Here is a 24,101-nt window from a genome sequence, read left to right on the forward strand (position 1 = left end):
TATGGCAGTTCCAATAGTTTTTATTATTTTGCCCTAAGTCCAGACAACTTACGATATCACATTGACCAATATATTAATCGGTCATATAAGCTCCACATCTGTTTGTTTATAAACGATTAGGAATGTTACTATTTACAAGTCGAACAAACTAGCTGTTTTAATTGCTATATTATTACAAGAAAAATAACCTAGTCTGATTTTGACTGTAGATAACACAACAAAATGATGTACATCAGCCGAAGAGAGCGGTTTAGCGCAGCACACAAACTCTGGAACTATGAATTCTCAGATGAGAAAAACATAGAAATATACGACAAGTGTGCAAATGCTAATTTTCATGGACATAATTACGAATTGATAGTTACACTAAGGGGTGAAATAGATAAGTCGACAGGTTACGTGTTTGATCTCAAAAAATTGAGTGAAATTTTAAACCAGCGGGTAATCAATAAACTAGATCACAAGAACCTTAACCTGGATGTTGATTTTCTAAAAGACCTTATTCCTACTGCGGAAAATATAGCTTTCGCCATCTGGAACGAAATAGAAGCTGAGCTAAAAACAGCAAACTGCCAATTACATAAGATAAAGCTGATTGAAACAGAGAATAACTTTGTCGAATACTACGGTCAAATGCAATCCTAATCCAACAAAACATGCCAAACGAAAACATCCAACGACTTCCCGCTTACCTGAAACAATTTATAGTCGATCAGCATTACGAGAAATATACGGCTGTTGATCATGCGGTATGGCGCTACATCATGCGCCTAAACTATCAATTCCTGAAAGACACGGCGCACGAATCTTATTTAAAAGGATTAGTCGCAACTGGCATTAGCATCGAACGCATCCCCAAAGTAGAAGAAATGAACACCATTCTTTCAAAAATTGGTTGGGGAGCCGTCTGTGTTGATGGTTTTATTCCCCCTGCCGCATTTATGGAATTTCAGGCCTACAAAGTATTGGTGATTGCTGCCGACATGCGCCATATCGATCATATTGAATACACTCCGGCGCCCGACATAGTGCACGAAGCAGCTGGTCACGCACCAATTATTGTTGATCCTGCCTATGCTGAATACCTGCGTTTATTTGGCGAAATAGGAAGTAAGGCACTTTCGTCAAAGCGCGATTACGACTTGTACGAAGCGGTTCGCAAACTCTCAATCCTGAAAGAGAACCCAAATGCTACGGACGAAGATATTAAAGTGGCGGAACAAAAACTTGAACACATCTCAAACAATATGGGTAAAACTTCGGAGATGGCACGCTTACGTAATTTGCATTGGTGGACCGTGGAATATGGCTTAATTGATACACTTGATCAACCACAAATATATGGAGCTGGTCTGTTATCCTCCATTGGCGAAAGTGCGACATGCCTTACTTCAGCCGTTGAAAAAATCAATTACTCCATAGACACAGCTAATTACGACTTTGACATCACCAAGCAGCAACCTCATTTATTTGTGACCTCAGGCTTTTCGCACCTCATTCAAGTGCTGAACGAATTTGCCGATACCATGGCTTTTCGTAAGGGTGGATGTTCAAGTGTTCAAGCAGCCATTGATTCAAAGGCCTTATCCACTTGCCAGCTCGATAGCGGACTTCAAATTAGTGGTGTTTTTTCAAAAATGATTCAATCGGAAGACAAACAACTAATTTATATAAGTACCACTGGCCCCACTTTATTAGCCGAAAATAACAAGGTATTAATTGGCCATGGAAAAAGCGCACATCAAGATGGCTTTGGCACACCAATAGGTGCATTGGCCAGTTCAACACTAAATCTACATACAGCTAAGCTTGATGAATTAAAAGCCAATCAGATTGAAGTTGGGAAAGCCTGCACCTTAAACTTCGAAAGTGGTGTAAAGGTAGAGGGCAAACTGCAATACATCAGACAAAATAGCTTTGGTAAGAATTTATTAATGAGCTTTACTGACTGCACGGTTCGATATGCTGAGCAGGTATTATTTTTACCCGAATGGGGTATTTTTGATATGGCTATTGGCAATGAGGTTGTTTCTGTATTTTCGGGCGCAGCCGACAAGTCTGAGTTTGAAGAAATAATTCCAGTTTCGCAAACCAATACTGTAAGTCACAATTATAGTGATCAAAAATACATCAGGATGTTTCAAGAGCTTCGCGATTTTAGAGGTAACAACTCAGAGCACAAACTTGAGGAGTTAGTACAAAAGGTTAATTCAAAATATCCTGACGAATGGTTATTGTTATTGGAGTTGTATGAACTAGCCGTAGAAACGAACAATAATATCTCCGATCAGATTCATTCGGACTTATTAAAACTAAGCACAAACAAAAAGGAACTGAACAATCTAATCAAAAATGGCTTATCCTTGTTTAGATAAAAGAAATGATATAAATATCTTCTTATGAATATTGTAATAACAGGCGCTAGCCAGGGAATAGGATATGCTACAACATTAGCCCTTGCTGAAAGTGGAAAGCATCATATAATTGCCATAGCACGATCAAAAGATGGTTTGGCTAAACTTAAAGATCAATTACCAGATGATGGCCCATCAGAACTATCAACTATCTCATTTGATTTGGCGCAGAAAGACTACTCACGCCTAATAACAGACATTAACTCAACTTTTAATAGTGCAGTTGATGTACTTATTAATAATGCAGCTTACCTCATTAACAAACCATTTCTTGAATTAAGCGATGAAGATTGGCAGGCCATGTTTGAAGTCAATGTTTTTGCTGTTGCCCGATTATCAAGAGAACTCTTTCCATATTTTAACAAAAAAAGCAGCGCACACATTGTAAATATTGGATCAATGGGTGGTGTACAGGGCACCGAAAAGTTCCCGGGTTTATCAGCCTACAGCACCAGCAAAGGAGCCGTAAATACCTTGACAGAAGTGATGTCCAAGGAATTTGAAAATGATAACATTAAAGTGAATTGCATTAATCCCGGCGCTGTACAAACCGAAATGCTGACCCAAGCTTTTCCAGGTTATCAAGCCGATGTACAACCTCAAGACATAGCCCAATACATAGCCACATTTGCAACAAGTGGCCACATGGTAATGAATGGTCGCTTGCACGAAGTGAGTTCAAAGGGATGATACCATTAATTAAAAGTTTGGTAGATTATAGGCAGATGGCAGTAGTTTGATTCGTGATTGGATGAAGGCGCCTACCTAAACACATCTCCCTTTCTCATGCGGCTTTGCTGATTAATTCACTTACAACTTGAGCAGTCTTTACGAACTTTCCCTTTGGCGCTTCGCCCAAACCCGATCCCGATTATAGTTTTGTAAGTTTCGAATTCTTCAAAACAACAAAAACTTATTTCGGGACAAAAAAAGTCAAGGCTGCACCTGCTTCACTCACTAAACTACGGCTGTTTGACTGAAATCGTTTAAACTCGCTTCGCTCAAACAAAAACGATTTTAACCGTCAAACTAACCTTGTTTATTGGCTCATCAGCTGAGGCCCTTAAGCCACATCGCATTTAAGCATTAGCTAGTATTTATTTAGAACAAATGTGATTTACAACATTAAACCTTCAGAATTAACTCTTTGGTAGAGGGGAGTTTCGGCATGCTGCTTATGCCACTCCTCTTTTGAGTATAGATGTAATTTCAAATCAACTTTTGCCAACAAACCAACTTTAACACAGGCATCACGGTACTGTTGTTCTAATCCGTAATCTACCGCATTACTGGTAAATATGTATATATCAAACTCGTCCTCCTGACCTGGCGCAGATCCTTCAAGCAGTACCAACTCCGCGTAATGATCCAAAGCTTGTATATGTGCTTTTATAAAATCAACCAACTCTCCTATCTTTTCATTCATGTGCTATAGTTTGATTTTTATCGGTCACCCAATTGCTATCGGGATGGAACTCGCCAATTGCCATACTACTTTTGTGAAATTATTCACGTGGCTCGTTTCATGGGGTAAAAGTACAAACAAAGATTAACAATGGTTTGTTATCGGTATTACCTTCCCATCCAGCCGCCATCAACAATAACAATGCTTCCATTTAGATAGGCAGATGCATCTGAACAAAGAAAAACAACTGGTCCCGCAAAATCCTGTGGTTTACCCCAGCGTCCTGCCGGAATGCGGGATAAAATTTGCTCATTACGAAGTGAGTCCATACGTATAGGCTTAGTATTGTCAGTTTCTATATATCCAGGAGCAATAGCGTTTACATTCACACCGCTAGATGCCCACTCATTTGCAAATGCCTTAGTCAATTGACCAATGGCACCTTTGCTAGCAGCGTACCCGGGAACAGTAATACCACCTTGAAACGTCAATAAAGAAGCCGTAAAAATAATCTTTCCTGTACCGCGCTCAAGCATCTCCTTTCCAATTTCTCGTGTCAGAATAAATGGCGCATCTTGATTGACCTTAACAAGCTCATCCCACATTTCATCGGTATGATCAACTGCTGGAGCTCTCTGAATTGCACCTGCATTATTAACAAGGATATCAATAACAGGGTGCTTACATTTAACAGCTTTGATAAATTCATAAATAGCATCACGATCGCTAAAATCACAGGCGTAAGCACTAAACTTTCTTCCCACAGCTTCAACTGCTTTCGAAACTTGACTCCCACTTTTTTCCAATGAGGCACTCACCCCAATAATATCGGCGCCAGCTTCAGCCAAAGCAATTGACATAGCCATGCCAATACCTCTTTTGCAACCTGTTACTAAGGCAACTTTTCCTTTTAAGCTAAATAAATCTAATACGCTCATTATAGGTGATAATAATTATTGCTAAAAATTTGACTTCAAAAACGAATAAATAAAAATAGTAACAATATATTGCATTACTGTATAAATGCTTAAGAACATGGAACAAATAAAATCACTGAACGGAATGGTACAACACCTACTAAAACTAGGTGTAAATAAAAGAATTGCGGTTGCAGTAGCTGAAGATGACAATACCATCAAGTCATTATTTAAGGTTAAAAAATCACAAATCAAACATTACTTTTTTATCCAGCAACTTAATTAAGATTAGGTAGTAGATTTAACCTTCACTAGCACAAACAATCTTAAATATCAAAGACAGTTTTTACACTTGAAGAAATTATAAAAGTACTGTTAAAGCGGCTTACGATATCAATTTTAGACAATTTCTCTTGCACGAATATGCTATATGCATTCATATCCTTTACCATCAATTTTATCAAGGCATCATAATTACCCGATGTATAATAAAACTCCATCACTTCAGTAAGAACCATCACCTCATTCTTAAATTTTTCAACTGCATCACGCGAGTGGTTTTCCATAGATAATGAAATAAAAACCACCATACTCCTATCTAATACCTCCGGTTCTAATAAGGCGACATAACCTTTAATAATACCGCGCTTTTCCAACTTCTTAATACGCTCATAAACTGGCGTATTACTTAAATAAAGTTTCTTTGACAATTCCTTAATTGTTATCCTGCAATCTTGCTGAAGAAGTCTTAATAATTTGCGGTCGGTCTGATCTAAATTTTTCATAACAAGAAAATTTATCTATTAGAACAATTAACAAATGCAAATTATAGAATAGCATACTATTCTCATAGTTTTAACCCAGTAATGTTTTCTGTTTTAATGTAATCTTACAGATTTATATTTCGCCTTAAAATATATTTGTAGAAAATTATATCAACAACAAACATTCATCATGAATAACGAAATCGTAATTGTTATTAATCCCGGATCAACATCAACCAAAATTGCTATTTATAATCGCAAGACAAAGTTGGGTTCCAAAACAATTGGGCACTACCAATCAGATTTAGACCAGTTCGAACGAATTGGTGATCAACTAGAATACCGATTTGAAATAATTCGCGACACCGTAAATTCATTTTTCGAAAACAACACCTATAAAGTTGTTGGTGTAGTAGGCCGTGGCGGAATAGTCAAACCACTTTCTGGGGGCACATATAAGATTAACTCCGAATTCTTATACGATGCTGCCAATGGCACATACGGCGATCATGCTTCAAATTTAGGAAGCCTTTTGGCCGATCGATTAAAAGATGAGTTCGGATTAAAAGACAGCTACACCGTCGATCCTGTTTCTTCCTCAAACATATCCCCAATAGCTGAAATATCTGGCGTACCAGGGATAAAGCGCAATGGAAGAGGACATCCCTTAAATATGAAAATGACGGCTCGAAAGGTTGCCCTAATGCAAAATATTCCGTTTGAAAAGACCAACTATGTCGTTGCCCATTTAGGTGGTGGAATATCAATTGCACATATTCAAGGTGGTAAAATAGTGGATATAAACGATGCTTTACTAGGCATGGGACCTTTCTCTCCTAATCGAGCAGGCGCCATTCCGTTAAGAGGTATCATGAAACTATGCACAGAAATGACTTACGATGAAGTTGCTAATCTTTTATCTAAAAACAGTGGACTTAAAGGTTATTTAGGGAAAGAAGATTTACGTGATGTCATCCAACTTGTCGAATCTGGTCACGAAAATGCCACCTTGATTTACAACGCTTTTGTTTATCAAATATCTAAAGAAATAGGTGCCTATTTTGCCGCAACAAAAGGTCAGGCGCAGGCGATAATTGCAACAGGTGGAATTGCCTTTAACGAAAAATTCATCACTGATCTGAAGAGCTATGTTGGTTGCCTGACCGAATTCCATGTTTACCCCGGCGAGAATGAAATGGAAGCACTAGCAGAAGGTGCATTCAGAGTGATTGATAAAGTTGAAATTGCACAAACATATTAATTGTAATCCTGATCAACAACACATTTAAAACCGAATAAAATGAAAGAAATTAGATGGCATGGAAGAGGCGGTCAAGGCGGATTTACAGCCTCCCGACTATTAGGCATTGCGGCAAGTGTACATGGCAATAAGCACGCACTGGCATTTCCTTCTTTTGGTCCAGAACGACGAGGTGCTCCTGTTTTGGCCTTCACTAAGATTGATGATACAAAACTCAACGACCGTAGCGAAGTTGAAGAAAGTGACTATGTGGTAGTAATGGACGAAACGCTAATCGATTCCGGGTTTTCAAAAGGCATTAAAACTGGCGCTACAATCGTAATTAATACCACACAACCCGAACGCTATAGAGCCTTATTGCCAAGCTACACTATTATGAGCATTGATGCTTCAAAAATAGCTATGGAGATTCTAGGTCGTCATATTACCAATACGGCAATGTATGGAGCTTTAGCCGCTGCATCAGATTTAGTTAGCCTCGATGCCGCACTCGAAAGCATTAAAACAGAAATGAAACCTGCCATTGCAGAAAAGAACATGAGAATAGTAAAACTTGCTTACGAAACGGTAAAAAACCAGATGTGATGAATCAACCAAAGAAACAAGAATTTAAAACCCCAAAGCACATTGATGATTACCCAACAGGGCCACAATATACGGCAGGATTCTTACCTGAAACAAATGCCGGTTGGCGAACCGTACGACCACTTGTAGATCATGAAGCCTGTGTATTTTGTCTACGTTGCTATATGCTTTGTCCGGACGGCACCATATTTAAGGATAACGGGAAAATAAACATTGATATGGATTATTGCAAGGGATGTGGTGTATGTGCATTTGAATGCCCGAAAGATGCCATAACAATGATAAAAGAAGAATTGTAAACTAATCTAGTGAATTCAATTTGTGATCGATGAAAAATAATAAAATATTTATATCAGGTGATGAGGCCGTTGCTGTTGGCGTAAAACTATCACGTCCTCATGTTATTGCCGCTTATCCAATAACACCCCAAACAATAACAGTTGAGCGCCTATCTGACATGGTAGAAGCAAAAGAATTGGATGCGGAATACATGCATGTTGAATCAGAACATTCAGCCATATCTGCGACTATGGGAGCTTCAGCCGTTGGAGCGCGTACTTTTACAGCTTCTTCTTCGCAGGGATTACTGTACATGACAGAAGGTTTACATTATTGTAGCGGCGGCCGCTACCCTGTTGTTATGATGAATGCTAACCGTTCGGTAGCCTTGCCATGGAGTATTTATGGAGATCAACGTGATTCTTTATCCCTTTTAGACTCTGGTTGGATTCAAGTATATGTAGAGGATGCTCAAGAGGCCTTAGATATGATTATTCAAGCCTATAAAATTGCCGAGCATAAAGATGTTTTAACACCAATGATGGTTAATCTTGATGGATTCATATTAACACATACCTATGAATTGGTTGATATTCCAAATCAGGATGAAGTTGATCAATTTCTACCAGCATTTATCACTCCAAACAAAATGTCTTTTGAAGACCCCAAGAATTTAGGTTTTAGCTCAAAGCCTGATGATAATACCGAATTCAAATACCAACAGAACGAAGCCATGTTCAACGCAATACCTGTATTACAAGACGTTGATAAGGAGTTTGGATCAAAATTTGGCCGCACCTACCACGGTATGGTTGAGGAATACAAATGTGAAGATGCCGAAGTTGTATTAGTTGCCTTGGGAAGTGTATGTGGAACCGTACGTGTAGTGATTGATAACATGCGTAAAGCAGGTAAGAAAGTTGGCTTACTAAAAATACGATACATGCGTCCTTTCCCAGAGGCTGAAGTAAAAGCATTAGGTAAGCGTGTTAAAGCAATGGGTGTAATTGATAAAGATATTTCATTTGGATACGAAGGTACCGTTTACACCAATGTCAACTCTGCTCTATCTAAAATAGACAAGCACGTTTTCAAGCAAAACTTTGTTGGCGGACTAGGTGGCCGCGATATTACCAAGAATGAGATTGAAGCCATGTTTAACAAGCTCTTTCTAGGTATATCATCCGAGCAGGAAGAAAAAGTCGAATTTTTTAGTCTTAACGTTGAAACAAATGAATAACATGTTAGCCATTCCAAAAGTAAATGTTAAAAACATGACCGATAAGGAATTTTTCTATGGTCATAAAGCTTGTGCCGGGTGTGGTGGAAGCATTGCTGTTCGACTAGCCTTAAAAGTATTGGGCGAACGCACCTTTGCAGCCTTACCAGCAGGATGTATGTCGGCAGTAGGGTTTATTTATCCACAAATGGCATTTAATATCAATGCACTAATCACCACTTTTCCGGGTGCTGCAAGTATGGGATCAGGTATAGCCGTTGGAGCCAAAGCCATAGGCCTTAAAGATTTCAAAACGGTTGTTATTGCCGGTGATGGAGGAACGGCTGACATTGGCTTTCAAGCACTATCCGGCATGATCGACAGAAATGACGATGTATTGTATATCTGCTACGACAATGAAGCCTACATGAATACGGGCATCCAGAAAAGCGGTCTTACCCCTTATGGAACAAAAACAACGACCACACCAACGGGTAAAAACTTACCAGGTTCGGTTACGCATAAAAAGAACCTGTTTGAAATAATTGCAGCACACGACATTGCTTATGCAGCAACAGCAAGCATAGGCTATCCGCAAGATTTCATAAATAAGGTCAACAAAGCAAAGCACACTAAAGGGACCTCTTTCATACATGTTTATGCCTCTTGCCCAACTGGATGGGGCACGCCAACAGAAACATCGGTTGACATAGCAAAAGAAGCTGTTGATTGTGGTTTGATATTTCTGGCTGAATACGAAAATGGTGAATACAAACTTAATCGGAACCCTAAGAATTTTAAATCAGTAAATGATTACCTAGCGAAACAAGGACGCTTTAAACACATGTCTGATAGGGATATTGAAATAGTAAGTAGCAACCGCGATAAAAAGTGGGAAAGAATGCGAAAGCATTGGCTTCAGAAATAGCTTATTGTTACGTCCCACCCTGATTTACTCGACCCATTGTATACATGCCCATGTAGTTATCAATGGGTCGATAAATCCTTCTTCCATTAATAGTAACTTTAAAACCCAGCAACATGATTACTAACTTAAATGCAAGTTTTTCAAACATTAGCAACAACATTAAACGATCGGCAATAAGAGAAATTCTCAAACTCACACAGAACCCAGAAGTCATATCATTTGCAGGTGGCTTGCCTGCTCCTGAATCGTTTCCGGTCAATGATTTAAATGAAATTGTTAGTACCTTATTAAAAGAAGATGGACCTGCCTCACTTCAATACGACGCAACAGAAGGCATACTTGAACTTCGAGAATTATTAGTAGAAAAATACAGGGCAGAAGGTATTAATTGCACATTACAAAACCTCATCATAACCACTGCATCGCAGCAAGGCTTAGATTTAGTTGGTAAAATATTTATCAATAATAATGATAGCATCATATGTGGCTCTCCATCCTATCTTGGTGGAATTAGCGCATTTACGTCATATGGTGCTAAAATACACAGTATCGAACTTGATGAATTTGGATTACGTGCTGATTTGTTAGAGCAAAAACTCAAGGAATTACAAAAGGCGGGCACTAAACCAAAATTCATTTATATCATTCCTGATTTTCAGAATCCAACGGGAATTACCATGCCCGAGTCTAGGCGACTTGAAATCATCGCATTAGCACACATTTATGATATTCTAATTGTGGAAGATAGCCCATATCGTGAAATACGCTTTGAAGGACAAACACAACGTACAATGTATGAGCTAGATAAAGATAATCATGTAATAACACTTGGCACCTTCTCTAAGATAGTTGCACCTGGATTTCGCATAGGATGGGTTCTAGCTCCACCAGAGATAAATGAAAAAATAGTAATAGCGAAACAATCTACTGATTTATGCACCCCTACTTTTGTGCAAAAAATTGCAGTACGTTACATGAAATCACCTTATTTTTTAACCAACCTAAATAAAACGATTGAATTATACAAACACAGACGCAACGTTATGATTAATCAACTTGAGCGAAACATGCCCAAGGGGGTAACCTGGACAGTACCAGAAGGTGGCCTATTCTTATTTCTAACATTACCAGAACATATGGATGCTGAGCAATTATTTTACAAAGCTGTTGAAAACAAGGTGGCCTTTGTTTTAGGTAAAGTTTTTTATAGTAATGGTAAAATTACTAACACGCTCCGCCTAAATTTTTCGTATGTTAACGATGAAAAAACGATATTAGGCATTCAACGTTTGTCTTATTTAATTCAGAGAGAATTACAACTTTGTGTTGTTTAATCAAAAAAAACAGGGAAATGAATCAAATAAAATCACTGAACGGAATGGTACAACACCTACTAGAACTAGGTGTCAATAAGAAAATTGCTGTAGCCGTAGCCGAGGATGACAATACCATTGGTGCCATCATCGAGGCGCACCTATCCGGTTTTGCAACTCCAATACTTATTGGTGACAAAACAAGAATCACACAACTTCTAGTTGGCGAAAACACAGATCCATCCAGTTTTCAGATAATAGACATCAAAGACAATCAAGCTGCCGTTGCTGAAGCGGTACGGATGGTAAAAGAAGATGAAGCAGATGTATTGATGAAAGGCTTGGTTGGCACAGATAAGTTTTTAAAAGCTGTATTAAACAAAGAAAAAGGCCTATTGCCTCCGAAAGCTGTAATGAGTTACGTTTGTGCTTTAGATCTACCTAAATACGACAAACTACTTTTTGTTTCAGATACTGCGGTATTGCCATATCCCGATATCAATCAAAAAATAGCGATGATTAATTATTCTGTTGCTATGGCTAAACGTTTTGGAATTGATAAACCAAAGGTAGCTCTCATAGGCGCCACCGAAAAACCAAATGCCGCATTTCCTAGTACCATAGATGATGCCACCATTTGTAAGTTAGCCGATCGAGGACAGATTAAAGACTGCATAATTGATGGCCCCTTAGATATATTTCTGGCCTGCGACAAAGCTAGTGTTGAAATTAAAGGTATTCCCACACCTATTAATGGCGAAGCCGATGCTTTAATATTCCCATCGCTTGAATCAGCCAACAGCTTTTACAAAGGGCAAATGCTTTTTGGAGGAGGTGAATTAGCTGGACTTATTCAAGGCACCATTAAACCGGTAGTTGTTATGTCGCGAAGCGAGAGCAAAAAGTCCAAGTTTTACTGCATCGCATTATCATGTCTTATGGCATAAAAAGAGTCCATCAGTTTATAGTCCGAAGGCCGAAGTTGAGATTAAGAATAATTTCACTTATAGAAACGGGTTCTAAGCTACATTGCTGAGGTCATAGCCCATACACGTTTACCTATCGGCGAATAAAACCTCACCAACTTCTAAGTGTTTTTTGTATTTTGTAAATCATTTTAAACCGTTAGATTTAAAAAATGAAGCTCATCTCAAGTGCATGTCCTCGCAACTGCTATAGCACCTGCAGTCTTATGGTTGGTATTGAAGACAATACGATTAAAAGCATGGCGCCACACCCCGATAATTTGGCTACACCAGAAGGGCCATGCATTAAAGGCTTGGCTTATGTGGAACGAGCCAACTCAAAGGATCGCCTACTCTACCCACTTAAGAAGGTTGGGGAAGGTAAATACGAGCGTATTTCATGGGATGAAGCCATTGAAACCATCAGCAGCAAACTCAAAAATGTTAAGCAAGAACATGGGCCACACTCAGTTCTATATTTTGCTTCCAGTGGTATGTCAGGCTTATTGAATGGGGTTAGCACGGCTTTCTGGAAGCTATATGGTGGCGCAACTACTTGTTATGGAAACCTATGCTGGCCAGCTGGATTGGAAGCTACTCGACTAACCTTAGGAGCCAACAAACACAATGCGCCCTGGGATCTTGAACATGCAAAGTTGATTGTTGTCTGGGGTAAAAATCCAGCGGAAACAAATATTCAGCAGATGATGCCCATTGAGAAGGCCCAAGAAAAAGGCGCTAAATATGTGGTTATCGACCCCCGAAGGACACCTTCTGCCGAACGCGCCAATGCCCTGTTTCAAATCAAATCAGGCACTGATGGAGCACTAGCCTTAGGCTTGGCTAGAGAAATAATTAAGAATGATTGGATTGATAAAAAATTCATTGAGAAAAACGTATTGGGCTTCGAGGCCTTTAAAAAGAAAGCCGATTTATATACTCTTGAAAAAGTAGCTGATGTATGCCGTATTCCAGTAGAGTCCATTAAGGAACTTGCTAAACTAATTGGTACTATCAAACCAATGACTTTAATACCAGGATACGGCATGCAACGCTACGAAAATGGCGGACAAACTACTCGCTGTTTGTTGGCCTTGTCAGTTATTACTGGCAACATCGGATTAAAAGGTGGCTGTTGGCATTATGCTAATCTACAGAGTTATGTATTTGATGATCTTAAAGAACCAGAATCCTATTTTCCAGGATGTGAAGATCCATGCTTCCGCCGTAAAATATCTGTTGCAAAATTGGGTGAAGACATGCTTAATATAGTTGATCCAGAAATAAAAATGATATGGGTAGAACGCGGCAATCCGCTCACACAAAATCCCAATACCAATAAAATACGTAAGGCTTTTCGCAAGGCAGAATTTCGCGTTGTAGTCGATCAGTTTATGACAGATACCGCCTACGAAGCAGACATTATATTACCGGCTAAAAACATGTTTGAACAATCCGACATAATAGGTTCGTACTGGAATCCCTATGTACAGCTCAGACAAAAAGTGATGGAGCCTGCTGGTGAGGTAAAACCCGAAACTGAAATCTATTATCACCTGGCCAAAGCTTTGGGGTATGGTGAAGAAGAAATAACAAAAAACATTCCCCAACCTGGCGACGAGCCCATTGAGGAACTATTAAAACAAACACTTAAACCCTTCCCGGAGTTAAGTTTAGAAGCATTAAAACAAGGACCGCAATTGGCCAATTCATTTGAGGAAATTCCCTTTGCCGATCATGTGTTCCCAACAAAATCGGGAAAAATAGAACTGGAAAACAAAGAAGCAAAGGATAGATGGGGTGTAGATGCTTTGCCCGACTTTGTGCCATTGGTTCAGGATAAAGAATTCGAGTTTCAGCTCTTATCTCCCAACTCCAAAAACCGAATTCATTCGCAATTTGGCAACCTCAATATCATCAAGCAATTTGAGCCAGAAGCTCGCTTATTCATACACCCTTATGATGCCGAAGCAAAAGATATTTCTGACAATGAAATGGTTACAGTTCATAATAATGAAGGAGAGGCAAGTATAAAAGTACAATACGATTTTGGGTTGCGGCTAGGCAATGTAGTACTAACAAATGGTTATTGGGCAGTAGATGGCGCTACGCCAAATTTATTTACCAAGGGAATAGAAACCGACATGGGACATGGTACGGCATTCCATAACACCTGGGTAGACGTAAAAAAAATGTAGATGGAAAAGAACGCTTTCATATTTAACACAAACAAGTGCGTAGGCTGTATGGCTTGTGTGGCTGGCTGCTCCATCGAGAATGGTACTACCCCACAACTTAACTGGCGCGTGGTGAACGGGCACAATAAAATTAAACATCCTGGCTTACCAGTTTTCCATTTTTCTTTGGCTTGTAATCATTGCGATGATGCGCCTTGCATGAAAAATTGTCCCGCCCTTGCATATACACGTGATAAGGACACTGGCGCCATCATTCATCATGCCGAAGCATGCATTGGTTGTACCTATTGCACATGGGCTTGTCCATACGATGCGCCTAAATTTAATGAAACGACGAAAGTTGTTGAGAAGTGTAATTTCTGCGTCGACCGAATCTCGGATGGTAAAAAGCCCGCGTGCGCTCAAGCCTGTCCGGTAGGGGCTTTGGACTTTAGTTTTGATGCAAAGGTTGATTACAAAAATCACCTAAGTCCTGGTTTTGTTAACATGGGAATAAAACCCTCCATCAACCTAATTCCATTGCGCGAAGAACATCGTAAACCTACAATAGAAAATAGTGATGCCATTAAATTCCCAATAGACATAGGTAAATATCAAGAGAAACCACCATCCAAGGTGGAATTAAAAAAAGAATGGCCCCTGGTTCTATTTACTCTTGCCGCTTCCCTTTTAGTTGCCTGGCAAGCAGCCAATCTTATTACTGGAGTTAGCTTACCTGCTCTTCTATTTTTCAGCATTGCGGCTTCAGCTATTTTTCTGACTTCAATGCATGTTGGCAAAAAACTAAGACTGTGGCGATTCATACTCAACCTAAAAGGATCGTGGTTGAGTCGTGAGATATTTGCCTTCTCAGCATTTTTAGGCTTAGGCGGATTGGCTTTACTTCTCAAAGAATCAAACATACAGCTTTTCGAACATAAGGTTTTTGATCCTAAAACGATCGGCTATCTCGCACTACTTTTTGGCTCATTTACACTTATCTCAATCGATATGGTGTATAAATTCTTCAGGCGGAAAGACAGTATTAAATTACACAGTGCCTTGATTAGCATAACCGGACCGTTTTTGTTTGCATGGTTTACACAAAGTTTAGCTTTAATCATTGCTTTCACACTTATTAAGCTGAGCTTATACCTTGTTCGAAAAGTATACCTAGATAAACAAAAAGCAAAATCGAAGCATTGGCTTACATTAACCCGAATAGCTTTACTTCTGCTGCCTTTAGCTGCATTAATTGATTACCCATCTACCCCATTATGGTATTTATTACCAATCATCCTTTTGGGTGAAGTAATCGATAGAAGCGAGTTTTATACTGAATCAGAGATCATTACCCCTCAGGGCACATTGAATGAATTATCTTTAGAATCAAATTAATATAGAATACATCATGGCCAATAAAAAAGTAAACTACAATCATACACCATTATACCGCGAGGCAGGCTTCAACCTTAAAGATTCTGAAACTACAAAAAAAGCCTTTGCCGATGAATTGGAACATCATCACGAGCCCGATAATTACATCTATTCGCGCTATCGTAACCCAACCACAGTAGCCGTTGAAAAACAATTGATGGAATTGGAGGAATCGAATTGGGCTTTATTGGTTGAAACAGGCATGGCGGCCATTGATGTGGCCGTTTCTATATTTGAAAAAGGAAATGAGACACGACCATGGTTGTTTTTTCATGAGATATATGGAGGCACCAATTCTTTTATTGACACCGTATTAATCAAACGTCGTAATCGGGATATACATCGATTTTATGCGAATGAGGGTAATTATGATTTGGCGGCTTTGGAAGACATGCTGAAAAAGATCAAACCTGAATTTATCTTCTTCGAGGCAGTATCAAACCCTATGCTAATTGTAGCCGATGTTAAACGCATCATTGAACTGGCTAAGCAGTACTCTTGCAAAATCATCATTGACAATACCTTTGGAACTCCCTATCTATGGAAACCTTTATTGGATGGTGCCGATTTGGTTATTCATTCAGCCACTAAATACCTTAGCGGGCATGGTAATATATCCGCTGGTGTTATTTGTGGTAATGATACGGAATTACTCAAAGAAGCCATTGAATATCGCAAGTGGGCTGGTCATTTCTTAAGCCCTGATGATGCCTACCGACTAGGGTCACAATTGAAATCATTTAACCTGCGATTTAAGCAGCATTGCAACAATGCCCTTGCTGTTGCCAAGTATTTAGAAAAACATCCTAAAATTGAGTCGGTACTTTATCCGGGATTAGAATCACACCCTACACGTAAACAAGCTCTTGATCTATTTGGTGATAAAGGGTACAGTGGCATGATTACCTTCGATATTAAAGGCACTTCAGATGAAGACAAGCGCAACAAGCTTAATCGTTTTGTAGCCGCTCTTGAAGAGCATATACCACTGATTCCAACTCTTGGTGAAGCAGACACAATTCTTTTGCCTGTTGAACCTGTTTGGGGCGCTAAATATCCACTACCGGGTGTAATTCGCTTCTCGGTAGGTATTGAAGAAATTGACCATCTTATTAGTATGATTGAGATAGGGTTGGGTAAGGTGTAAATTTTTAACAACAAGAAAAACTTACAATATGTCTAAACTAATAGTAATTGCAGGCTTAATTATGGCTTCCTGTTCCTATACAACAATAAAGCAAGATTATTGGATTGGATTTGAAAATATTTGTAAGATAAATAATGAATGTGTATTAATTCATAAAAACCACCTTTTAATAAAAGGCGATTCTGCCTTTTTATACAAGGAACCATTCTTTGTTACTGAAATTGACACAATTCGTTCAGCCTCTGATGGTGGATTTTATTATTATAGAGGAAAGATTACAAGAAACGAATATAAGACACTAACAACACTTAATTTTACATTAATCGATTGCGATTATTGTATTCGAGAAACAATAATTGATTCAATAACTGGAATGAAAATATTTAAACCTGAATTTATTACTTGGCAAGTCCAATTAGGAACAACGTTGGTAATCGATAGTATGGAATTTAAACCTTCAGAAAAATTTCCAATTGAAATGAAGTCTTTTTATGAAAGTAATGAATTTAAAATGGTAGAAACAGCAGAAATTGAATTCTCTGAACCACAAGAATAAAACCAAAAAAGGATGTTTTCGAGCGAAAACATCCTTTTTCTTATCTGACTTCTACAACACACCAATACGAAGCCAGACACTTACAAACCACACTAATTAAAACAAATAGAAATCACCTAAATGTTCATTTAATTCCTTCTATACTTTTTTGTTTCTTTAAATCTTTAGCCAGCATTTCCCACGACCACAACACCAGCCCATTGACTTGGCTCTTTCGCGCTGATGTCACACATGCATCAAATGCTTCGGGTGTAAATTCTTCACTTCGGTAACTCAAGCCAACCTGAATACACGGCAATACATTATCAACACCTTGCTTTTGAAAATCAACAACTAAGGAGTCAACCCATTCAGCACTTCGATATAACATATGGGTATAACACATCGGGCTGATGTAATCAACCATCTTTGATAGCTCAGGTAAATTTTGACACGTAACTGTGCGACTAGCGCCGTTATAATCATCAGCTCGCCACGGTACAGCGTGTAAATTTAACTTAGTATCAGGTTTAATGCTTTTAACAGCTTGAGCCAAATCGCTGACCATTGTCGTTATTAATCGCTCCTTATATTTTTGCCATTGTTGGCTATGGTTTTCTTGAATAAACCAAAGCTTTTCTTCCGAACTATACATTTCGTTTGACAAAGCCATTCCTGTTTCTGTAATAAAACCGTCAATGCAATTCGAGCAACAACAGGCATCGGGTAATCGATTAGGATCAAAATTTGGCCCAACCATTTCCCAGAAAACGAAATGACGGATAAAGTCAATACTCAAACCATCAGGCTTCAAAGTACTCACCATGTCTTTTGCATGTTCTACAACTGAAGCACGATAATCTTTACGTGATGGGCAGACAAACTCCACCCAATCAGCTTTTGCACGTTCGCCATCCGATGTACGCGCCCACAAGCTAGAATCGGCTTTTAAAGCCTCCGGGTTATAAAAAACTGGGAATATAAGATAAACATCAATACCAGAGGCCTTGGCCAACTTTCGAAACTCCAAATTCTCAGCTATGTCTTCGCTCACATAAGCTGTATTGATGCCCAGATTATTCCATCGCGCTATTGTATTTTCAGGACTATCAGGCAATTCGTAACATTTAACTCCTAATATCTCAGTTTGATGTGTACTATCGCACGAGCACAAACAAAGCGTCGAAAATACAAATATCAATATTGGTAAAAATCGATTCATCATTAAGGCTTAAGTACTGTTTCTAAAGTAAAATCGACCCAATACAAACCAATGGTATTCGGAATTTCATCTTTTAAGGCTTGTCCAAATTCTTTAGCTGGATCATCCATATTGCCCCACCAAGCTCTATCTGAATCATAACCATATTGAAAGCCAACTTGACCACCAGAGAAATATTCACCCCACTCCTTAAATTCATCCAATAAAACCTGCTTACTACTTACACCCTGGCTATCATCGATAAATACAAGTCCCTCACGAAAAGTTGGTGGCATCTTCTCCTTTAACCAATGCTTCAAAAACAAACGGTATTCTGGATTATATGAACGAATTAAACTTAACCACTGCTTGGCTAATTTATCTGAAATAGCAACACCATCTGGCTTATCAACCGACTGATACCACTCAACATCAACTCCAAATCCAATAATACAAGAATGGTGTTTATATTTTTCAAGAATCACTTTAATCAATTCTTCAACCGGTGCATTGCCAGGCTCAATCTGTAACCAGATCTTGAAACCGTTTTTATCAAACTCATCAAATATGGCTTCGTTAAAATCAGTACTCGCAGTTTTAATTAAGGAATGATTCGTTTCTGCCGGAAAATTTAAATATATGCCATCACCTTGCAATGTTCCCAAAATCCAGATACTTGAAGGAGCAGATCCATCAAACTTACTCGCCATTTCTTTACCTACCGTAGTCCAATATTCGTTCTGTTGCACATTTAAATGCTGCGCTCCATAAGAGGAATAACGATAACCAGCTGTATATGGCAAGTCCGTTTTGTAGTCGGGTAAATTAATTTCAAGCTCAACTTCGGCTTCCTCTTTTAAAGGAGGCCTATGCGGATCATTACTGGGAACACAGCTAATAGCTATAAGGGCAGCAATTATTAACAAGTAGATTTTCATAGGTTTGGTTTTTACATCTACAACTAATTTTGCACAAAACAACATCTTAAAACATCGTCACCTATTAGTCTGAATACAGCTTATTTATAGATTCAATATCTGTTCTAAACAAAGTCGTTTGCATTATTTTCCAAATATAAACAAAAATATTGTGCAATCGGTTGCTTTATTTTAAATACCCAAAACAAAAAGCAAAAAAAATGGCTGCCAAATTATGACAGCCATTTAAGATTCAGTTTTTCTTATCTCTTTATTCTTGCTTATCCTTTTCTTGTAACTTACGCTGAATCAGGTAGAATAATATTAGGCTTAATCCTCCAAATGCCAAGACCATTGAAAAGTAAGAGGCAACCTCGTCCATTGCTGTATAGGTATCTAGTACTGATCCTAATATTACACCTACGGCCAATCCCACTAAGAACATACCATATTTCAGGCTTAAATAAGGATTAGATTTTTTACTAAACTGCTCAAATATTGAAGCGTCTTTTCCTGCTGCAATCAAAGCTGTTCGTTCAATTCGTCTACTTTTGAAATACGACAATGCGATAATGATTGCAGGTATACTACCGAAAATAAAAATAATTGCTAATGCACCTTCCATGATTTAATATTTTAAAGTTTTACAATGTTTTTTGTTATCATCTCTCCTGGAGCGTTCAATGTTATGACGCCACCAAAATTAATCCGGTTACAAAATGGCTGATATTTTTTTTACAGCCTTGCAACAATTGTATTGTAGGAGCATTCAGCCGATAATTAAAAATAGTATTGAGTAATGTTGAAAAAATATTTAGAAAGATTTTAAAAAAAAATAAACTCTGTGTTCCTGCGTCTCAGCGTTCCATTTTAATGATTGAAATTACCAAAGCTATTTAAGGACATAAGATGATCCTATTTGCAATACCCTTCAAATTTTAATAAATTTAAAATTACTTGTAACCATTTTTAATGACGCGGCGTCATAAGATTGAATGCGCAAAAAAGAAGACATAGAATTAATAAAGCAGATTAAGGGTGGTGATGTAGCCGCTTTCTCGCAGTTGATTGAGAGCCATCAAAATATGGTTTACACTTTAGCTAAGGGCATTGTTAAAAACAAACAAGATGCCGAGGAAGTGGCGCAAGACGCATTTGTTAAAGCCTATAAGTCGCTTGATAAATATAAAGGTGACTCAGCTTTCTCGACCTGGCTTTACAGGATTGTATATAATACATCTATCTCGAAGTTACGACAGAGGAAACCGGAAATGAAAGATGTTGATGATAAGCAAACGGATAAATACGAATATCGGATAGCAGATAACAATAAACACCGGCTTGAGCTTCAAGAAAGGAAAAGACTACTTAAACTGGCTTTAAACCAATTAAAAGAAGAAGATGCATTTATTTTAACCCTCTATTATTACAAGGAGTTAAATATTGAAGAAATAAGTAAAGCGAGTGGACTTAGTCCTTCAAATGTGAAGGTAAAACTACACAGGGGTCGTAAGCAAATGCATGAAGAACTAAACAAAATGCTCAAAGGAGAATTAAATTCAATTTTGTAAATTTGTGGCAATGAACAATTTTAAGAAACATATAAACCAAGAAGACGACGATAAACTCATTCGTGATTTATTTGAAGACTTCACGCCAGAGGAGGCGCCGGAATCGATCAAACAGAATGCGATGAATCGCGTTTTACATGATTGGGCCGAAAAGCCCCCAGCCTATAATTCGCTCATCAATAAAAATAACCGCTGGTGGATATTGGGCGGATTTGCGGCTGTGCTTGCGCTCACCTTCCTCGTTGATGCTTCAGTCATTAGCAACTACCTCGGCCAATTCAAGCTAAGCTCCGAGCTAATTGACTTCTCTTCTGTAAATGAAAGCCTGGGCAGTTTCTTTTCGTTCGCTGGGCAAATTCCATCGATCATCTACTTTATTGGAATTGGAATTCTGATATTATTAGGGATGGATAAGTTTTTTAATCGCTTGGCTAACTTCTAAAACAATACTTTAAAGGATATTAATAGAAAAAGCGAATCATATTAATGATTCGCTTTTTCGTTGTACTAAAAATTCAAAACTATAAGGAGTATTTTATGCTATTCCAAACATGCTGAGCAATACAAATAGATAATGGGCGGAAACTCCAGCAAGTAAGCCACCAACTGTATGTGCCATTAATGCCTTAGGAGTTAATTCTCTAAAATTCAAAGTATCTAACATAGCAGTGTGTGTACTTAAGAAACCACTCCAACACATGCCCATTGCAGTAAATACAGCAATTTCGTTTCCACCAACAATACCTTGGGCAATAAAAGCTTTTACCATTGATAAGGCAGCACCAACAGCTCCTAATGAAGTTACTGGGAAGGCAATTAATTCAGGATTTTCAAATCCAAAAAGGAATTTAAATAACCAATCAACTGAACCTGCAAGCTTTGGTAAAATAGGTACACCTTCGTAAGCTAAACCTTGATACCCAATAGCAGCGTCGGCAGGTTTAAAGGTAATGATCATCACAATAGTACTAATCACCAATACGCCAGGGATAATTGCTAAACCAAGATTAACACCTGATTTACCTCCATCTAGCATCGCGTTTAGGAAACGTTGAAAAGTACTACCCTCTGATTTAAATGAGATTTGTTCTTCATCACCGCCCCCAGCAAACTCTTTATCTGGCGAAATCTTACCTTTAATAAAAAACTGCATCAAACGCGTCGAAACAATGGCTCCAATAACAGCACCAGCCAATCCAATCATAGCTCCTGAGAAATATCCCAGGCCAGTCATAAATGCTAATACAATCAGCCCCATTCCAAAGGCAGTACCAAAGTTGGTCAACGAAATCAATTCATGCGTTTTGAAATAACGGCTAAAGTTTTTGTCGTTTGACAAACTAATAATAGCTGGGTTATCCGAAAAGAAAGTCATCAATCCGGCCAAAGCACTCACTCCAGGCAGATTAAATAACGGTCGCATTAAAGGTGCCAACAGTACCTCTAACAAACGCACAACACCAAATTCAATAAGTAAGCGGCCTAATGCACCAGTAAGAACAGTAATACCCATGATGAAGAACACCGTGTTCATCAACAAATCATGAGCTGTACGCATCAATGTGTTTAATAAATTGGTAACGCCCATTACATGGCCCAGGTAACCAAAAAAGGCACCAAATGTTACAAGGAAGATAATACCCTCGTATCGTCTACGCTTTAGATAACCTTTCTCTTTTAACTTTTTTAAAGCACTCATTTTTTTTCGATTTTTGTCGAGTCAAAATTAGATACAGTGCTTTCCTGAAAACAAGATTATTGTCAATGTTTATAGATTTTTTTCATGAATTAAATCAGTTCTTTTCCTGACAAAAACATCATTAGCACATGCAACACCAGCGCTATTCGCACATTTCAACAGACAACAAAGGGAGCTTAACAGCTCCCTTGTAAATTAATACCATAATATCCTTAAGAATTGATCCGCTGCTTTCTTCCGATAGTAAAGTATAAAATCGCGCCTAAAAAAGGCAAAAACAACACAACTAAAACCCAAATTATTTTATTGCTTCCTTCAAAATTATTCTTCAAAATACTTATCAAAGCCCAAAGTGGTAAGAGTAAAACTAATAAGGCTAATAAAATAAGAATTAATTCAGGCCCACCAGGCAACGCATATAATAACATAGTGTATGATTTGTTTTAAAAAAAAAAGCTCTTAATTGAATCTCGAATATACCTAATATTTATTCAAGTACAATATTAAGATAGCAAGCAACTTTTCACAATAATAATTACATGTTTCTAATTAATTTTACTCCATGCAAGATATAGAACCATATAGCAGGTGGCAGAATATATATAATACCTACACCGATCCGCATTCGCCCTATTATGGTGAAAGCCATAACGAATTTCTTTGCCGCAACGCAATATACAACCATTACATCCATCCACTATGGGACGAGTTTGGTTCATCAACATTATACCTAAAGATTATTTACACAGATTACGACTTCGGGTATTGCATTATTGAATTAATGGGCGAGTGGAATGATTGTTTGCATAACGATATTATGCACCTTAAACGAAACATAGTTGAACACCTTGAAAATAAAGGAATCAATAAATTTATCCTCATCGGCGAGAACGTACTCAACTTTCATTATTCTGATGATTCCTATTACGAAGATTGGTTTAACGATCTGGACGATGGCTGGATCATGCTCGTAAACTTCAGGGAACATGTGCAGGCTGAATTTGATAAGCTTAACCTGAATTACTACTTGCTTTATGGCGGTCAGTTATCGGAAGTAAAATGGCGAACATTGACACCCCAAAAGCTATACGAAGCCTTGAATAGTTATGCCAACCGCGCATTAAATCCTTAACAAGTGTACGTTTAATAAAACAAGAGGGTGTCCAAAAAAACATTAAAAGTACGCGCTCACTGAGACGCTCCCTGAGCATTTGTCGAAGGGGAAGTGATTATTTAATGGTAATAATTTTTTTAAAGTTTTCATCTCGACTTCGCTATTAGATTAGCAATTCTAATATTATTCTTAAATTTTAGATTAATTTCTGAAAACCAGAAGAGTTGAGGTGAACTATCTCGACAATCAAATC

General features: G+C 38.2%; 26 protein-coding genes. 18 read left to right on the forward strand and 8 right to left on the reverse strand.

Annotation, left to right across the window (positions count from 1 at the left end):
• The first annotated feature begins 222 nt into the window (after positions 1 to 222).
• Genes ACRD7B_RS08180 through ACRD7B_RS08190 form a run of 3 tightly spaced genes read left to right on the forward strand, consistent with a single transcriptional unit; the run spans position 223 to position 3,104 of the window.
• The gene (locus tag ACRD7B_RS08180) at positions 223 to 645 is read left to right on the forward strand and encodes a 6-pyruvoyl trahydropterin synthase family protein (protein ID WP_430824017.1); all 423 of its coding nucleotides are present in this window, start codon (positions 223 to 225) and stop codon (positions 643 to 645) included.
• Between the two features lie 11 nt (positions 646 to 656).
• Positions 657 to 2,375 carry an aromatic amino acid hydroxylase gene (locus ACRD7B_RS08185; protein ID WP_430824018.1) on the forward strand — a complete coding sequence of 573 codons (1,719 nt, stop codon included), beginning with the start codon at positions 657 to 659 and terminating at the stop codon, positions 2,373 to 2,375.
• Between the two features lie 24 nt (positions 2,376 to 2,399).
• On the forward strand, positions 2,400 to 3,104 hold the full coding sequence (locus tag ACRD7B_RS08190; RefSeq protein WP_430824019.1) for an SDR family NAD(P)-dependent oxidoreductase: 705 nt from the start codon (positions 2,400 to 2,402) through the stop codon (positions 3,102 to 3,104).
• A gap of 427 nt (positions 3,105 to 3,531) precedes the next feature.
• Here the strand turns inward: ACRD7B_RS08190 and ACRD7B_RS08195 are convergent, their stop codons facing one another.
• The gene (locus ACRD7B_RS08195; protein WP_430824020.1) at positions 3,532 to 3,840 is read right to left on the reverse strand and encodes a hypothetical protein; all 309 of its coding nucleotides are present in this window, start codon (positions 3,838 to 3,840) and stop codon (positions 3,532 to 3,534) included.
• Positions 3,841 to 3,986: 146 nt separating this feature from the next.
• On the reverse strand, positions 3,987 to 4,757 hold the full coding sequence (locus ACRD7B_RS08200; RefSeq protein ID WP_430824021.1) for an SDR family oxidoreductase: 771 nt from the start codon (positions 4,755 to 4,757) through the stop codon (positions 3,987 to 3,989).
• A gap of 97 nt (positions 4,758 to 4,854) precedes the next feature.
• Between ACRD7B_RS08200 and ACRD7B_RS08205 the strand changes: the two genes are divergently transcribed.
• A complete protein-coding gene (locus ACRD7B_RS08205) occupies positions 4,855 to 5,022 on the forward strand; it encodes a hypothetical protein (protein WP_430824022.1) in 168 nt (55 codons plus the stop codon).
• 40 nt (positions 5,023 to 5,062) lie between these two features.
• Here the strand turns inward: ACRD7B_RS08205 and ACRD7B_RS08210 are convergent, their stop codons facing one another.
• Positions 5,063 to 5,521, reverse strand: a complete 459-nt coding sequence (locus ACRD7B_RS08210; RefSeq protein ID WP_430824023.1) for an Lrp/AsnC family transcriptional regulator — start codon at positions 5,519 to 5,521, stop codon at positions 5,063 to 5,065.
• Between the two features lie 169 nt (positions 5,522 to 5,690).
• Here ACRD7B_RS08210 and buk point away from each other — a divergent pair, with 169 nt between their 5' ends.
• From buk to ACRD7B_RS08265, 11 genes are all read left to right on the forward strand, one after another.
• The gene (gene buk, locus ACRD7B_RS08215; protein WP_430824024.1) at positions 5,691 to 6,761 is read left to right on the forward strand and encodes a butyrate kinase; all 1,071 of its coding nucleotides are present in this window, start codon (positions 5,691 to 5,693) and stop codon (positions 6,759 to 6,761) included.
• Between the two features lie 39 nt (positions 6,762 to 6,800).
• Positions 6,801 to 7,346: a 2-oxoacid:acceptor oxidoreductase family protein gene (locus ACRD7B_RS08220; RefSeq protein WP_430824025.1), complete on the forward strand. Its 546-nt coding sequence runs from the start codon at positions 6,801 to 6,803 to the stop codon at positions 7,344 to 7,346.
• Positions 7,346 to 7,645, forward strand: a complete 300-nt coding sequence (locus tag ACRD7B_RS08225; protein WP_430824026.1) for a 4Fe-4S binding protein — start codon at positions 7,346 to 7,348, stop codon at positions 7,643 to 7,645. Before ACRD7B_RS08220 ends, ACRD7B_RS08225 begins: the two co-directional genes overlap by 1 nt.
• A gap of 29 nt (positions 7,646 to 7,674) precedes the next feature.
• Positions 7,675 to 8,865: a hypothetical protein gene (locus ACRD7B_RS08230; protein ID WP_430824027.1), complete on the forward strand. Its 1,191-nt coding sequence runs from the start codon at positions 7,675 to 7,677 to the stop codon at positions 8,863 to 8,865.
• Complete coding sequence (locus ACRD7B_RS08235) at positions 8,858 to 9,772, forward strand: thiamine pyrophosphate-dependent enzyme (protein WP_430824028.1); 915 nt, start codon at positions 8,858 to 8,860, stop codon at positions 9,770 to 9,772. The genes ACRD7B_RS08230 and ACRD7B_RS08235 overlap by 8 nt, the downstream gene beginning before the upstream one ends.
• Positions 9,773 to 9,885: 113 nt before the next feature.
• Positions 9,886 to 11,106: an aminotransferase-like domain-containing protein gene (locus ACRD7B_RS08240; RefSeq protein ID WP_430824030.1), complete on the forward strand. Its 1,221-nt coding sequence runs from the start codon at positions 9,886 to 9,888 to the stop codon at positions 11,104 to 11,106.
• Positions 11,107 to 11,123: 17 nt separating this feature from the next.
• Positions 11,124 to 12,032: a phosphate acyltransferase gene (locus ACRD7B_RS08245; protein ID WP_430824031.1), complete on the forward strand. Its 909-nt coding sequence runs from the start codon at positions 11,124 to 11,126 to the stop codon at positions 12,030 to 12,032.
• 191 nt (positions 12,033 to 12,223) lie between these two features.
• Positions 12,224 to 14,248 (forward strand): molybdopterin-containing oxidoreductase family protein, encoded by a 2,025-nt coding sequence (locus ACRD7B_RS08250; RefSeq protein WP_430824032.1) that lies wholly within the window; start codon positions 12,224 to 12,226, stop codon positions 14,246 to 14,248.
• On the forward strand, positions 14,249 to 15,625 hold the full coding sequence (locus tag ACRD7B_RS08255; protein ID WP_430824033.1) for a 4Fe-4S dicluster domain-containing protein: 1,377 nt from the start codon (positions 14,249 to 14,251) through the stop codon (positions 15,623 to 15,625). It begins immediately after the preceding gene.
• A gap of 13 nt (positions 15,626 to 15,638) precedes the next feature.
• Positions 15,639 to 16,811, forward strand: a complete 1,173-nt coding sequence (locus ACRD7B_RS08260) for a trans-sulfuration enzyme family protein (protein ID WP_430824034.1) — start codon at positions 15,639 to 15,641, stop codon at positions 16,809 to 16,811.
• Positions 16,812 to 16,839: 28 nt separating this feature from the next.
• Positions 16,840 to 17,367, forward strand: coding sequence for a hypothetical protein (locus ACRD7B_RS08265; RefSeq protein WP_430824035.1), 528 nt, complete (start codon positions 16,840 to 16,842; stop codon positions 17,365 to 17,367).
• A 124-nt stretch (positions 17,368 to 17,491) separates the two neighbouring features.
• Here ACRD7B_RS08265 and ACRD7B_RS08270 read toward each other — a convergent pair whose 3' ends face one another.
• From ACRD7B_RS08270 to ACRD7B_RS08280, 3 genes are all read right to left on the reverse strand, one after another.
• The gene (locus ACRD7B_RS08270) at positions 17,492 to 18,568 is read right to left on the reverse strand and encodes a glycoside hydrolase family protein (protein ID WP_430824036.1); all 1,077 of its coding nucleotides are present in this window, start codon (positions 18,566 to 18,568) and stop codon (positions 17,492 to 17,494) included.
• Positions 18,569 to 18,570: 2 nt separating this feature from the next.
• On the reverse strand, positions 18,571 to 19,485 hold the full coding sequence (locus tag ACRD7B_RS08275) for a hypothetical protein (RefSeq protein ID WP_430824037.1): 915 nt from the start codon (positions 19,483 to 19,485) through the stop codon (positions 18,571 to 18,573).
• Between the two features lie 250 nt (positions 19,486 to 19,735).
• Complete coding sequence (locus ACRD7B_RS08280) at positions 19,736 to 20,089, reverse strand: DUF6249 domain-containing protein (protein ID WP_430824038.1); 354 nt, start codon at positions 20,087 to 20,089, stop codon at positions 19,736 to 19,738.
• Between the two features lie 370 nt (positions 20,090 to 20,459).
• Here ACRD7B_RS08280 and ACRD7B_RS08285 point away from each other — a divergent pair, with 370 nt between their 5' ends.
• Positions 20,460 to 21,035, forward strand: a complete 576-nt coding sequence (locus ACRD7B_RS08285; RefSeq protein ID WP_430824039.1) for an RNA polymerase sigma factor — start codon at positions 20,460 to 20,462, stop codon at positions 21,033 to 21,035.
• 10 nt (positions 21,036 to 21,045) lie between these two features.
• Positions 21,046 to 21,477, forward strand: a complete 432-nt coding sequence (locus tag ACRD7B_RS08290; protein ID WP_430824040.1) for a hypothetical protein — start codon at positions 21,046 to 21,048, stop codon at positions 21,475 to 21,477.
• Between the two features lie 93 nt (positions 21,478 to 21,570).
• Here ACRD7B_RS08290 and ACRD7B_RS08295 read toward each other — a convergent pair whose 3' ends face one another.
• Positions 21,571 to 22,734: a CD0519/CD1768 family membrane protein gene (locus ACRD7B_RS08295; protein ID WP_430824041.1), complete on the reverse strand. Its 1,164-nt coding sequence runs from the start codon at positions 22,732 to 22,734 to the stop codon at positions 21,571 to 21,573.
• Between the two features lie 212 nt (positions 22,735 to 22,946).
• On the reverse strand, positions 22,947 to 23,162 hold the full coding sequence (locus tag ACRD7B_RS08300) for a PLD nuclease N-terminal domain-containing protein (RefSeq protein WP_430824042.1): 216 nt from the start codon (positions 23,160 to 23,162) through the stop codon (positions 22,947 to 22,949).
• 134 nt (positions 23,163 to 23,296) lie between these two features.
• Between ACRD7B_RS08300 and ACRD7B_RS08305 the strand changes: the two genes are divergently transcribed.
• Positions 23,297 to 23,866: a hypothetical protein gene (locus tag ACRD7B_RS08305; RefSeq protein WP_430824043.1), complete on the forward strand. Its 570-nt coding sequence runs from the start codon at positions 23,297 to 23,299 to the stop codon at positions 23,864 to 23,866.
• The last annotated feature ends 235 nt before the right edge of the window (positions 23,867 to 24,101 follow it).

The sequence above is a fragment of the Carboxylicivirga fragile genome (assembly GCF_050589805.1).
GTDB classification, from domain to species: domain Bacteria; phylum Bacteroidota; class Bacteroidia; order Bacteroidales; family Marinilabiliaceae; genus Carboxylicivirga; species Carboxylicivirga fragile.